Here is a 13,161-nt window from a genome sequence, read left to right as displayed (position 1 = left end):
ATTAAGAGTTTGCCAATTGTGTTTATGGTTTAGGTATGAACCTGTGCATATATTGGTAAACTTCTTATCATTTACATAGGATGTAATAATGCAAAAATCACTCTTCAAACTTACTTTGTTGGCTACGGTTATTTTAGGTATTAGCGCTTGTAGCGGCGACAACAAAACCACTGATGAATCCGCTGCCAGCTCAGATGCCAAAGCAGCTAAAACATTGCTTTATTGCTCAGAAGGCAGCCCTGCTGGCTTCGATCCAGCACAGTATACTTCTGGTACTGACTTTGATGCCAGCGCCTACCCTATCTATAACGGCTTGGTAGAATTCAAAAGAGCTGACACCGAGATTCAACCAGGGCTGGCTGAAAGCTGGGATATTAGCGAAGATGGCAAAACCTATACCTTTAATCTACGTAAAGGGGTCAAATTTGGCAAAACAGACTACTTTACCCCAACCCGCGACTTTAACGCTGATGACGTTGTCTTTACGCTAGAACGTATCACCAATCCAGACTTTGAATTCAACAAAGCCTATCCTGCTGAATTCCCATATTCGGTTGGTATGGGGCTGCCTGATATCATCTCTGATATCGAAAAGGTTGATGACTATACGGTAAAAGTTACCCTTAGTGAGACCAACGCACCGTTTTTACAGAACCTAGCAATGGCCTTTGCTTACATCAACTCTGCTGAATACGCAGATCAGCTAATGGCTGCAGATAATGCCGCTGATATCAATACTAAACCTGTTGGTACCGGACCTTTCGTCTTTACTTCCTATCAAAAAGACGCGCAAATTCGCTACACCAAAAACCCAGACTATTGGAACAAAGACGATATTCACATCGATAATCTAGTGTTTGTCATTACTAAAGATTCAGCGGTTCGCGCCCAAAAAGTTCAAGCTGGTGAATGCCATGTGTCCGCCTATCCTAAGCCTGCTGAAATCGACTCTGTCAAAAAATCTGGTAAGGCCACGGTGCTTGATCAGCCTGGCTTCAACGTCGGCTATGTGGGCTACAATGTTGAGAAACCGAAGCTTAGTGACCTAAAAGTTCGTCAAGCATTGGATATGGCCATCAACAAAGACGCTATTATCAATGCGGTTTATCAAAGTGAAGGACTCAAAGCGACCAATCCTATGCCGCCAACACAGTGGGGTTATGATGAGTCGCTTAAGGACGCTTCTTATGATGTTGAAAAAGCCAAAGCGCTCATCAAAGAAGCCGGCGCTAATAATCTTGAAATTGACCTATGGTATATGCCAGTTCAACGCCCATACAACCCTAACGCCAAGCTAATGGCTGAGATGCTACAAGCAGATTGGGCGAAGATTGGCGTCGATACCAAGCTTGTCACTTATGAATGGGGCGAGTACCTGAATCGCGCTGCTAAAGGTGAGCACGATGTTATTCTAGCTGGTTGGACCGGTGATAATGGGGACCCAGATAACTGGCTTGGTACGTTATTATCTTGTGATGCTGTCGGTGGTAACAACTACTCACGCTGGTGTAATAAGGACTTTGACACTTTAGTGACCAATGCCCGCCAGATTACCAATCAAGATGATCGCGTTAGTGATTATGTACAAGCTCAGCAGATATTCAAAGAGCAGCTGCCTTGGACGACGATGGCACATTCGGTGGTGACCGTATTCACAGCACCAAACGTTGTCGATTATAAGATTAGTCCACTGGGTTCAATACGCTTCGATGGTGTCAAGGTTGAATAACCTGAACTGATAAAGTCCGGTACGACATACATGATTGTTTAATTCGTATTCGGCTAGGTCAGACCCTCTGCTCTAGCCGATTTTATATAAACTAACTGTTTTGTCACGGGCACTCTTTTCACTGTCAACACTCTAATCATTGAACCACAACTATTGAGCAGCCCATGCTACTTTATATTTTGCGCCGTATTGCCATTTTAATTCCTGTCTACCTTGGCTTAACGCTATCAACCTTTACCCTGATTCGTCTCGTCCCTGGCGATGCCGTTGAGATTATGATGGGTGAGCGTATGGTCGATCCAGAATTACATGCCCGTGCCTTAGAAAGACTTGGTTTAGATAAACCACTCATCGTCCAATATTGGGATTACTTAACCGGCATCTTGACCGGTGATTTTGGTCAGTCCTTTCGTACACGTACTCCAGTATTACAAGACTTCTTTGCCCATTTTGTCCCAACCTTAGAGCTGGCTTTGTGCGCCATTATCATTGCCAGTGTCATTGGTGTTAGCTTAGGTATCTTCGCCGCACTCCGGCGTGGTACGTGGATTGATTACACTTTGATGTCAGGGGCGCTAGCAGGATACTCTATGCCTATCTATCTATTGGGACCTATCCTAACAGGTATATTCGCCCATTATTTAGGTCTTTTACCAGTCGCTGGAGTGATATCTGTCGCTCAGTTTTTGGATGTTCAGCCCTTGTATGGCTCATGGCTATTGGGTTCTTTGACGTCAGGAGAGCCTGGTGCATTTTGGGATGTGGTAAAACACTTTATTCTGCCGTCTATTGCCTTATCAACCATTCCTCTAGCGATGATTGCGCGGATGACGCGCTCTGCAATGCTAGAGGTGTTAGATGAGGACTATGTACGTACAGCACGAGCCAAAGGCTTATCGCCGCGCCGAGTGATATTAGTGCACGTTATGCGCAATGCTTTAATTACGGTAATTACTGTCGTTGGCTTACAGATGGCCACATTACTTGCTGGAGCCATTATCACTGAGACTATCTTTAGTTGGCCAGGTGTTGGTAATTGGCTACTTGATGGGTTCTTTACTCGTGATTATCCAATTGTGCAAAACGGTATTTTACTGGTCGCCACCGCCTTGATCTTGGTTAGTTTATTTATTGATATTTTGTATGGTCTTATCAATCCACGTATTCGACATACTTCTTAATTTAACATTGATAAATAATTATATTACAAATAGTGATGATTGGCGCTTACATGCTTTAGAGCAATTTTAAAATTTTAAGTATTTTTTAGGAATAAGACTCTAAACGCTTTTAAAGTGCTGACCACTACAGGAATTGCTCATGAAGCCTTCTGTTCTCCCCTCTGATATCAATCTGGCAGCCACACCGCCCTCGTCTTGGCAGCTATTTTTATCGACTTTCTGCCGGAATAAAGGCGCCGTACTTGGCTTTATTGTACTGACGTTAATGGTCATTATTGCCATACTTGCGCCCGCTATTGCGCCTCATGACCCTTATGAATTATTCACCGGCCAAGAGCAATTGCCACCAGCGTTTCTGAGTGGTGGTGATACTATGTTTTGGCTCGGCACTGACGATGCAGGTCGAGATACTTTATCTCGGGTGATGTATGGCGCGCGTTATTCATTGTTTATTGGTCTAAGTGCCACTACCCTCGCTATGTTGGTCGGTGTTTCATTAGGACTTAGCGCCGCGTTTTGGCCAAAGGTTTGGGGTAAAGCGGTGATGCTAGTCAATGATATTTTGATGTCCTATCCCAGCTTGCTGTTGGCTATCATTATTGCGGCTATCTTAGGCCCTTCTATGACCAACACTATTATTACCATTGCCTTGGTCTGCACACCACCTTTTATTCGCCTGACACGTGCTACCGCGATGGTAGAGCTACAACGTGAGTATTTTGTTGCCTCACAAGTGATGGGTGCTGGCGTATTCCGCTTATTGTTCGTGACCATTCTACCCAACTGTATGGCCCCGCTCATCGTACAAGCGACGATGATTTTCTCCTCTGCCATTTTAGAAGCAGGTGCGATTGGTTTCCTAGGCTTCGGTGTACAACCACCAGATGCTGAATGGGGTGCGATGCTAGGTACAGCGCGTCAATATATTCAAAGTAATGTTTGGCTAGCTATTTGGCCGGGTGTCGCTATCTTCTTAGCTGCCTTATCAATTAACTTAACTGGTGATGGCCTACGCGATGCTCTAGATCCTAAATTGAAGCAGGTAACCTAATGACTGACATATTAAATAATGCTTCTGTAGTAAGTTCAGCAGGTTCTTCGACAGATAACACACCGTTATTATTAGATATCAAAAATCTCTCGGTAACCTTTGGTGAAGGGGCGCGTGCTTTTCGCGCGGTAGACGATGTATCGTTAACGATTAGACAAAGTGAAGTGGTGGCGGTAGTCGGTGAATCTGGCTCAGGAAAGTCCGTCACTATGATGGCCTTAATGGGACTGTTGCCGCCCTCTGCGACGGTTCGTGCTAAGCGGGTGATGTTTGATAATAAAGACATGCTTAGTATGTCAGCCAAAGAAAAACGCGGCATTATTGGCAAAGATATCTCGATGATTTTTCAAAATGCGATGTCTTGTCTAAATCCAAGCTTCACGGTTGAGATGCAATTAGGTGAAGTACTGCGCAAGCATCTTGGTCTGCGCGGTTCAGCAGTCCAAACGCGTATCTTAGAGCTGCTAGAATTGGTTGAGATGCCTGATGCCAAAAACCGACTTAAGGTCTATCCGCATCAGCTATCAGGCGGTATGAGTCAGCGGGTTATGATTGCGATGGCGATTGCTTGTGAGCCAAAACTGCTTATCGCCGATGAACCAACCACCGCTCTTGATGTCACGGTGCAAGCGCAAATCATGGACTTGCTCAGCCGACTACAACGCGAAAAACAAATGGCAATGGTGCTTATCACCCATGATTTAGGTTTAGTCGCGCAAAACTCACGCGATGTCGTCGTCATGTATGCCGGACAAGTGGTTGAAACCAGCACTGTACCAGAGATTTTCCAAAACCCTGCTCACCCTTATACCGAGGCATTGCTACAAGCCATCCCCGAGCTGGCTATCGGTCAAGATAGATTGAACAGCTTGCCGGGTGTCGTACCCAGTCAATATGATCGACCAAGCGGCTGCTTATTGTCTCCGCGTTGTCCGTATAAAGAGCCAGCTTGTGAAGTACCACCGCCCATTCTGGAGACGCCTAATGGCAACGTGCGCTGTATTCACTCAGACCTGCCAAACTTACCTTCTCGCACTTCTATCGCTAACACTGCTACTGTGGAGTCTCAGTTATGAGTAATAAAGTGGTCTTAAAAGCAGTGAATCTACACAAGCATTACCCAGTGTCGCAAGGTTTGGGCAAACCTAAAGCTTATGTTAAAGCCTTAAACGGTATCTCATTTGAGCTTGAAGCTGGCAAGACGCTTGCGGTCGTTGGTGAGTCAGGATGTGGTAAATCAACGCTTGCCCGCCAGCTGACGCTCATCGAACAGCCTACTGACGGTGAGTTATTTATCAACGATGAAGCGACGACTGGCTATAGCCGAAAAGCATTAAAAGATTTGCGTACCGAAATTCAGATGGTATTCCAAAACCCTTATGGCAGTTTAAACCCGCGTCATACTATCGGTTATCAATTAACTGAACCGTTAGATATTCATACCAAGCTATCAAAGGAAGAGAAGCGCAACAAAATTAATGAGATGATGAGACATGTTGGCCTGCGTCCCGAACATGCTGGCCGTTATCCGCATATGTTTTCAGGTGGACAGCGTCAACGAATTGCCCTCGCTCGCGCTATGATGCTTAATCCAAAGATTGTGGTCGCTGATGAGCCTACCTCCGCGCTCGATGTCTCGATTCAAGCGCAAGTATTGAATTTATTCATGGACTTGCAAGACGAATACCATACCGCTTACGTCTTTATCTCACACAATCTATCAGTGGTACGCCATGTCGCTGATGATGTAATGGTGATGTACTTAGGTCAGGCGGTCGAACATGGACCTAAAGAAGCCATTTATAATGCCCCAAAACATCCTTACACCATTGCTTTATTAGCAGCGGCACCGACTGTAACTGGCCATAAAAATGACTTAACCTTACATGGCGAACTTCCAAGTCCACTTAATCCACCAAGTGGCTGCGCGCTGCATAAACGCTGTCCTTATGCCAAACCTAAATGTAGTGAAATAGAGCCGGAGCTGCGAGAGTGGGAAGGTCGATTGGTCTCTTGTTTACGGTTGGAAGAAATTTATGGTTGATATAAATAATCGCCTAGTCTTTAGTTTGCAATACAATGTTAAATACGAGATAAAAAAAGACTTAGACGCGCTGACATTAAAGTTTTTATTTACCGACTAAGGTAATATTGCAACTATAAAGTCATACACATCTAAGTCTGAATGAGTGCTACCAAATTTATATTTATTTTGGTACTTTTATATATTACTTAGTACTGCCATGGTTGGTCTTGTTCTATACCAGCCGTGTCTAATTTATTTCTTTTTTTCTTAATTTTGGTATCTATTTTTTCCTGTTTTTTACTAGCTTTTTGATTGATATCGTCAATTAAGCCTTGAATCATCTTATCTACTTTGCCTTGCTCTTTTTGACGTTTCTTATCTACTTTACCAAGCTCCTTTTGACGCGCCTTGTCTATTTTATCTTGTTCTTTTTGACGCAGCTTATCAAGCTTACTCAGCTGCTTCTTAACCTTTTTACTGAGTGTGATATCATCTTTTGTATTATTCTTAGCAGATTTGTCTGACATAAGGCAACTCCTCAATTGTATTGTATAAATCGTTTAAATACTTGATGTTAAGTTAATATCATTGTCTAATCAACGTGTTAGTACAAAACAAATACACATCGCAAAGCGCCCTTGAATTGGTAGACCAAACATAATATTGATCGTTATTCATCATGTAGTCGTTACTAAATATAGTCGTTACTAAATAAAACCAATACGTTGTAACGTGATGCGCAACTGGTATAAATTTTTCTTACTTACTTTGTCTACGCTGGCAGAGGCTACAAAAAATTTATACCAGTCTCGTTGTATCGTTTTATAGCAGATTAACTATAGAATAACCGTATTAAGCCCTATTAGCATCAAATGATTAATCGGTGTTTATCACACCGCGACATTTAGGAAACTGGCTACAACCATAAAAAACTTTACCTTCGCGCACGCCTTTTTTAGCGGTGCACTGAGTCATCTTACTGTTTCATTTTGGGCAAACTGGTGTTTGATCTAAGATTTCTATTATCTCAACGGCTGCCGTTTCAGGCGTTTTTGGCTTAGACTCTACAAATTTATTGTTAGGCGACTTACTTGGGTTGCTATGTTTATCTTTTAAATAGGCTTTATGCTGACTGTTAGTTTTCCAAGATTTGCTAAATCTATTATTTTCAATCTCCTCGACGATAGCTTTGACTTCTTCATCGTTTAATATCTTATCTTGCTTTTTCTTCACATAAGACACCATGCCGCTCGTCAATACGTGCTCAGGTAACTCATCACGGGTTTTTAGCTCACACTCACCGATGAAAGCAATCATCGAATGAAAGTAGTTCAATTCCAATCCTAATAAATCTGCAAGCGTCTTGATGTGCAGATAATTTTGGCGCAATGGGTTTTGGAATTTGAATTTCCTTCCATTTGGGAAGGCTTGCGTCCACTGTCTTTGCTTCTCGCTACCATATATCCAGCCTTTATAATTTTTGGTTTCGATGACGAAGATGCCATAGATCGAGACGATGACATGGTCAATCTGGGTGCTGCCGCCATTGTCTCTTGGCAAGGTAATATTGTTTAAACGGTGATAGATCTCTTTATCAAGCTTTAGCCACATAGCGACGTTGATAATGGTTTCACCTAGGATACCTTTAAAGCTAGAGATAAGGGACACTTTTAACTACCTATTATTTATTGAATTATCATAGTTAATAGAAAGTTAGCAAAAAACATACCTGTTTTTAAAACTTGAGATAAAAGCACCATTTAATAATTTTGAAAATATAGAGCACTCATTATCGGTACATTGAGTTTAACCTACTGGCTTTTATAGCCGAAAACAGCTATCCAACCGGCACTTCCATCACCAATACCTGCGCCTTGCTAATCACGTCCATCGTAAACTTATCAGTCTCACTAATACCTAATCCATCGCGCTGCTGTAAGACATTGCCATCAATGACCACACTGCCTGAAATGACAAATACGTAAACGCCGTTGCTAGCATCATTTAACGTATAGGTTTTAGTCACGCCTGCATCAAACTCACCGACACTAAACCATGCGTTTTGATAAAGCCATACGCCAGCATCATGCATACTTGGTGAGAGCACTTGATTAAACTGATTACGGTTTAATAGCTCAACCAAGCTGACTTGCTGATAGCGCGGTGTCACATCTTTTTTGTTTGGCTCAAGCCAAATTTGTAGAAACTTAACAGGTATCTCTGAGCTGGCATTGCTCTCAGAGTGCACTACCCCTGTACCTGCGGACATTATCTGAATCTCACCACTATTGATGACACTTTCATTACCTATATCGTCTTTGTGCAAGAGCGTACCTGACAACGAGATACTGACAATCTCCATATTACGGTGTGAGTGTGAGCTTAAGCCATGACCACCCTCGATATGATCATCATTAATCACCTTGAGAACGCCGAACCCTACCCGCTCACGGTCATAGTAGTCGGCAAAGCTAAAAGTGTGCTTACTCCTGAGCCAACCATGATACGAGCCGCCGCGTGTATTTGCTGGATGATGGATGGTTTTCATCATGAGTCCTCGTTTGGTTTGAATTACTAAAAAAACGATATTCCACATTTTATCTCATAAAAAAGAGTTGCCAGAATACTCTAACAACTCTTTTATGAAGACGACTAATCAAAAAGCTTTCTAAAATGACAGTTTGATTCAATCGCTAATTACCACATGCCGCGGCGATGGTTTTTCACCCAGCGGTGCATACCAAGCGTGTTCAGTGTTTTCATGTTACTAAAGTTGGTCCAGCTTTGTACTTCTGGGCTAAACTCAACATTGCGATATAACTGATCCCAGCTTTGTCCAGCACGTTCAAGAGTCAATACTTGCTTATGCAAATCAACCATGTAATCGCGCAGTGCGACTTGCTCAGCTTTAGTCGCTGGGGTGTAATGACCGATATCGATAATATCAACGTCTTGCTCAATCACCCAATCTAAAGTGTTGATCCAGCCATCATAATAGAAGTCTAAGAAATCATTGTAAGGCATGGTTTTGTTTTGGCAGACGTCGGTGCACTGTAGCGCTTTTTGACGCGGGAATAGCACCATGGTCATACTGTTTGAATGACTAGGATCGACGCGGTGTAGCTCAACCGTCTCACCGCCGAGAGTAATGGTCATGTCTTCGTCGAACACTCTATCAGGGATGGCATAAGGCATTCTTTCCCCAATCACAGGCTCAATCACATTTCTGTGTGCAACGATGGTCGCGCCTTGCTTTTGAAATACTTGGCTACCTGCCATGTGATCCGCATGAGCATGGGTTAAGACATTGTATTTGACAGAGACACCAAAACGACTTTTGATCTCTTTACTGAGCCATTCTGTAGCACAAGTTGCGCCGCCATCAACAACTAGTGCGCCTTCATCGGTGATCATCACGATACCACTATGTACAGCCAAGCCCGAGCCATTAGTATGGCGATATAAGTTGTCTTTAAGCTTCGTTAACGTTGGCGCTGCATCATCGCACATACCTACTGTAAAGTCTGGTAATACAGCACGTTTGGCAACTTTTGATTTATCGACACTGATACCCGTATCAGAAGCAGCAGTTGCCGCCACAGATAAGGCAAGACTGGCAAGAGTCAGGATGGATTTCTTGAGTAAATTCATTGTAAGCCTCTAATGTTATTGAAATAATATTGGTATTGACTTAACCTTAAAAAAAGTTAGAGAATAGAAAAGGTAAGTCACAAGACGTTACTAGCCTGTAATAATATATAATAAATATAGTGTAATTTGAAGTTTAAATTAACCTTATACGTTGATAATTAACAATTATTTAACAATAGATAGTCATTATTTATTATAATGCGTACATAAATACTCATACCAATAATTAACTACTAAATAATTAATTACTAAAGGATAAGTAATGAAACCATCAGTGAATGACACTAGCGAATTAACCAAAAAATCTATCTCAAGACGTAAGCTATTAGGCGCAGCTGGTATCGGTCTTAGCGCGTTACCTTTGATGAGCACGCAAGTTTTTGCAGCAGCGAATGACGCTACTAGACCACCAACGCCCTATCTTGCCAGTACCGCAGAAAAGAAAATCAACATCATTAGTCTTGATCGCTTAGAAGTCGAAGCGCGCGGTGCGATTCCAAAAGCAGGTTATGAATTTGTCTCAGGCGGCGCAGGTGATGAGTGGACACTACGCGAAAACCGCCGTGCCTTTAATGATTATCGTATTGCAGCCAAACGCCTAGTTGGCTTATCTAGTGATGATATCGATATCAAAACGCGCTTGTTAGGTTTAGAGATGCCATCTCCTATCATGGTTGCCCCCATGGGCGCGCATGCCATGGTGCATGACCAAGGAGAGAAGGATACGGCTCGCGGCGCCAGTCTTGCTAAAGCTTTATATTGCTCATCAGGTGCTTCAAACGCGACGTTAGAAGAAATCGCTCAAGCCACTAGCGGTCCAAAATGGTTTCAGCTCTATTGGAACAACGATATACAAGTCACACGCTCACTATTAACACGTGCCAAAAAAGCAGGCTATTCGGCGATTATTCTAACGGCTGATGCCCTAGGACCAGGACAGCCTGATGACTTCAAAGCAATGGGTAGCCCGTTCCGCCCCGACCGTAACTTTGGCAACCATGATCCTAAAAAAGGCGGCTCTGGTAACTTCTTTGATCAAAAAACAGCACTCACGACTAAAGACATTCAGTTCATCAAACGACTCACAGGACTGCCGGTCATTGTGAAAGGAGTATTACGTCCAGACGACGCTGACAGATTTATCCGTGCGGGCGCTGATGCTATTCAGGTCTCCAATCACGGCGGTCGTCAAATCGATGGTGTCCCTGCCAGCATGACCGCGTTGCCACCTATCGTAAAAGTTGTTAATAACCGCGTGCCGGTTATCTTAGATGGTGGTATCCGCCGTGGTATTGATATCGTCCGTGCCATAGCAATGGGTGCAGATGCGGTAGCAGTCGGTCGTCCGATGCTGTATGGCTTAGGTCTAGGCGGCGCGCAAGGTGTAGAGTCAGTTATTAACTTCCTAAACGTGGATTTAAAAACCACGATGCTATTATCAGGAGCAGCGAAATTGTCTGATTTGAATCCTGACTATATTGAGATCGTCGGACAAAATGAAGAATATAGTACGTTTGAAGGCTAGGAGCTTTTAAAACTACGACGGCTGAAGGTTTTAAACCTAACTTTTAGAGATGCGAAAAAAAGCGACCAGTTATGCTGGTGGCTCTTTTTTGGGTTTTTGGTTTGGTTGTATTACAGGTCAGAAAAAGAAAAAATTGGCCTCAATATCTGAATGCTTTAAAAGTGGAGAAATATGCGAGGCATGGGTCGGTTTTCTTTAATGGTTTTGCTCGGCGCTTCACTCAAGCATAGCTTTCGTCTTGCACTCGGGCAGAGCAGTACTCTGCTTAATCCTCGCTCACCCTCGCGCATACTCTTTCACCATATCGTTCTAATCGAATTCGAATAGCATATGATATTTGCCGTAGGGTGGCGTTAGACTTGTCAGATTCTCGTAGAGAATGATGACGAGGCGTAACCAACCGATTTGAGTGATGACTTTTCTGATTTTGGTGGGTCAAACTATCGCTAACCCACTCTACATCCGATAAAGCGGACTGGCTTTAGTAGCAGTACGATTAACGATGATTAAAAGAATATAGAGCCGTAACCTTCACAACTTATAAAAGCGAGTAAATCTGACGTGAGAAATTATAACTATAATATAGGTAAGGCCACTTTTATAAATGGCGGTAAGCTAGCTTGCGCTATGTTGTTAGCCACCACAGTTGTTCAAGCGAATGATTCCACTGGCTACATAAGTACAGGCGGCGTTGAATACCTTAAAAACAAAAATATCAGCATGCATAGTGAAGACCTATATATCTCCAAAGATAAAATCCGCGTCAATTATGAGTTTAAAAACTTAAGCAATAAGGACATTACCGAAACCGTTTTATTTCCTATGCCAGCTGTGCCTAGTTTTACAGACTCAGATTTTGCTGATACCAGTGAAACTTATAATAAGTTTAAACTGTGGGTCAATGACCAACCCATCGATACTGCACTGCATGTCCGTACTTTTATGCGTCCAATTGTCGTCAAAGATGGCGATAGAACCTATGCGGACACCTCTATTGATACGACTGAAATATTCAAATCCTGTGGTCTTAATGAGGCCGATATGATGGGACCTTGGACGTATCAAGTTGACACTGAATATGTCAATCAACAGCTTTTAGATTGTAATAATAAAGGACTAGATAAGTTCATCTATGATAGAGAAAGTCTTTATATACCTTGGGATTCGCAGGTAATCTATAGTTGGAAGCAAAAATTCAAAGCCAATGCTACGACCAAAATCAAGCATTCATATACACCATTGGTCGGTGGATCAGTATCTTTGGACGAGGAGCAATTTACAGATTTTTGTGTAGATAAATCAACTCAGCGAGGATTTAATAATAACGGACGGCCCTATCACGCTCTAAGCTATATCCTGAAGACAGGGGCTAACTGGGCAAAACCGATTAGCAACTTTAAACTTACCGTAGAACGCGACCCTGATGAATTAGTGCCGTTTTGCTGGAAAGGAAAAGGTAAAGTCAAAAAGGTAAGCGCGACGACGTTTGAGATTAAAGAGACCAACTTTATTCCAACACATGATTTTGATGTGGCTTTTATTATGAAGTAACGGTTAGCGCGTAGGTTGGATGAAGCTTGCGACACCCAACGTTTCGATTAATAAGTCTTTGGGTCTCGTATCTCGACACTAACCTACCCATCAATTCATTTTTAATGATTTAAAACCAAAAACCAACCATAAAAAAAGAGCCACCAGAATAATCCAGTAGCTCTGCTCAATAATGTCATCAACTCAACTATAAATCATAGCTAAGTGCTGGGCTAAAGCCGCAGCCTACGATCCTTCTAAACCAAACTATTCACCGCATCAACCACAGCGTCAGCCGTAATTCCAAACTCTTTATACAAGTCGCTAGCAGGTGCCGACTCGCCATAAGTGGTCATGCCGATGACTTTGCCATCTAGGCCGACGAACTTATACCAGTAATCGACATGGGCAGCTTCTACCGCAACGCGAGCGCGGATATTAGTCGTAGGGTGCGCCCAGCGCACTATT

The 13,161-nt window shown here is 42.9% G+C and carries 11 protein-coding genes and 1 pseudogene; 7 read left to right on the top strand and 5 right to left on the bottom strand.

Annotated features, from left to right (window positions below; genetic code table 11):
- Window positions 1–88: 88 nt before the first annotated feature.
- The 5 genes from ACS8FB_RS00245 (at window position 89) to ACS8FB_RS00225 (ending at window position 6,005) form a co-directional block, all read left to right on the top strand.
- Window positions 89–1,729, top strand: a complete 1,641-nt coding sequence (locus ACS8FB_RS00245; protein WP_439260460.1) for an ABC transporter substrate-binding protein — start codon at window positions 89–91, stop codon at window positions 1,727–1,729.
- Between the two features lie 164 nt (window positions 1,730–1,893).
- The gene (locus tag ACS8FB_RS00240; RefSeq protein ID WP_439260459.1) at window positions 1,894–2,910 is read left to right on the top strand and encodes an ABC transporter permease; all 1,017 of its coding nucleotides are present in this window, start codon (window positions 1,894–1,896) and stop codon (window positions 2,908–2,910) included.
- Between the two features lie 139 nt (window positions 2,911–3,049).
- Window positions 3,050–3,961 (top strand): ABC transporter permease, encoded by a 912-nt coding sequence (locus ACS8FB_RS00235; protein ID WP_439260458.1) that lies wholly within the window; start codon window positions 3,050–3,052, stop codon window positions 3,959–3,961.
- On the top strand, window positions 3,961–5,037 hold the full coding sequence (locus ACS8FB_RS00230; RefSeq protein WP_439260457.1) for an ABC transporter ATP-binding protein: 1,077 nt from the start codon (window positions 3,961–3,963) through the stop codon (window positions 5,035–5,037). The genes ACS8FB_RS00235 and ACS8FB_RS00230 overlap by 1 nt, the downstream gene beginning before the upstream one ends.
- Window positions 5,034–6,005 carry a peptide ABC transporter ATP-binding protein gene (locus ACS8FB_RS00225; protein WP_439260455.1) on the top strand — a complete coding sequence of 324 codons (972 nt, stop codon included), beginning with the start codon at window positions 5,034–5,036 and terminating at the stop codon, window positions 6,003–6,005. Before ACS8FB_RS00230 ends, ACS8FB_RS00225 begins: the two co-directional genes overlap by 4 nt.
- 188 nt (window positions 6,006–6,193) lie before the next feature.
- Here the strand turns inward: ACS8FB_RS00225 and ACS8FB_RS00220 are convergent, their stop codons facing one another.
- The 4 genes from ACS8FB_RS00220 to ACS8FB_RS00205 form a co-directional block, all read right to left on the bottom strand.
- Window positions 6,194–6,514 carry a hypothetical protein gene (locus tag ACS8FB_RS00220; protein ID WP_439260453.1) on the bottom strand — a complete coding sequence of 107 codons (321 nt, stop codon included), beginning with the start codon at window positions 6,512–6,514 and terminating at the stop codon, window positions 6,194–6,196.
- A gap of 457 nt (window positions 6,515–6,971) precedes the next feature.
- A complete protein-coding gene (locus ACS8FB_RS00215; protein WP_439260451.1) occupies window positions 6,972–7,655 on the bottom strand; it encodes a nuclease-related domain-containing protein in 684 nt (227 codons plus the stop codon).
- A 169-nt stretch (window positions 7,656–7,824) separates the two neighbouring features.
- A complete protein-coding gene (locus ACS8FB_RS00210) occupies window positions 7,825–8,535 on the bottom strand; it encodes a pirin family protein (RefSeq protein WP_439260821.1) in 711 nt (236 codons plus the stop codon).
- A gap of 149 nt (window positions 8,536–8,684) precedes the next feature.
- Window positions 8,685–9,638, bottom strand: a complete 954-nt coding sequence (locus ACS8FB_RS00205; RefSeq protein WP_439260450.1) for an MBL fold metallo-hydrolase — start codon at window positions 9,636–9,638, stop codon at window positions 8,685–8,687.
- A 262-nt stretch (window positions 9,639–9,900) separates the two neighbouring features.
- On the opposite strand from ACS8FB_RS00205, the gene ACS8FB_RS00200 reads away from it, so the two are divergent.
- Window positions 9,901–11,163, top strand: a complete 1,263-nt coding sequence (locus ACS8FB_RS00200) for an alpha-hydroxy-acid oxidizing protein (protein ID WP_439260448.1) — start codon at window positions 9,901–9,903, stop codon at window positions 11,161–11,163.
- 627 nt (window positions 11,164–11,790) lie between these two features.
- On the top strand, window positions 11,791–12,714 hold the full coding sequence (locus tag ACS8FB_RS00195) for a DUF4424 family protein (protein ID WP_439260447.1): 924 nt from the start codon (window positions 11,791–11,793) through the stop codon (window positions 12,712–12,714).
- Between the two features lie 236 nt (window positions 12,715–12,950).
- Here the strand turns inward: ACS8FB_RS00195 and ACS8FB_RS00190 are convergent.
- Window positions 12,951–13,133, bottom strand: a pseudogene (locus ACS8FB_RS00190) (transketolase-like TK C-terminal-containing protein); the annotation flags it as partial.
- Window positions 13,134–13,161 lie beyond the last annotated feature (28 nt).

Origin of the sequence: Psychrobacter sp. 1U1 (assembly GCF_051847535.1) — a bacterium.
In the GTDB taxonomy this organism is placed as follows: Bacteria; Pseudomonadota; Gammaproteobacteria; order Pseudomonadales; family Moraxellaceae; genus Psychrobacter; species Psychrobacter saeujeotis.
Note: the sequence above shows the minus strand (reverse complement) of the source record. Positions and strands in the feature narration are given on the sequence as shown.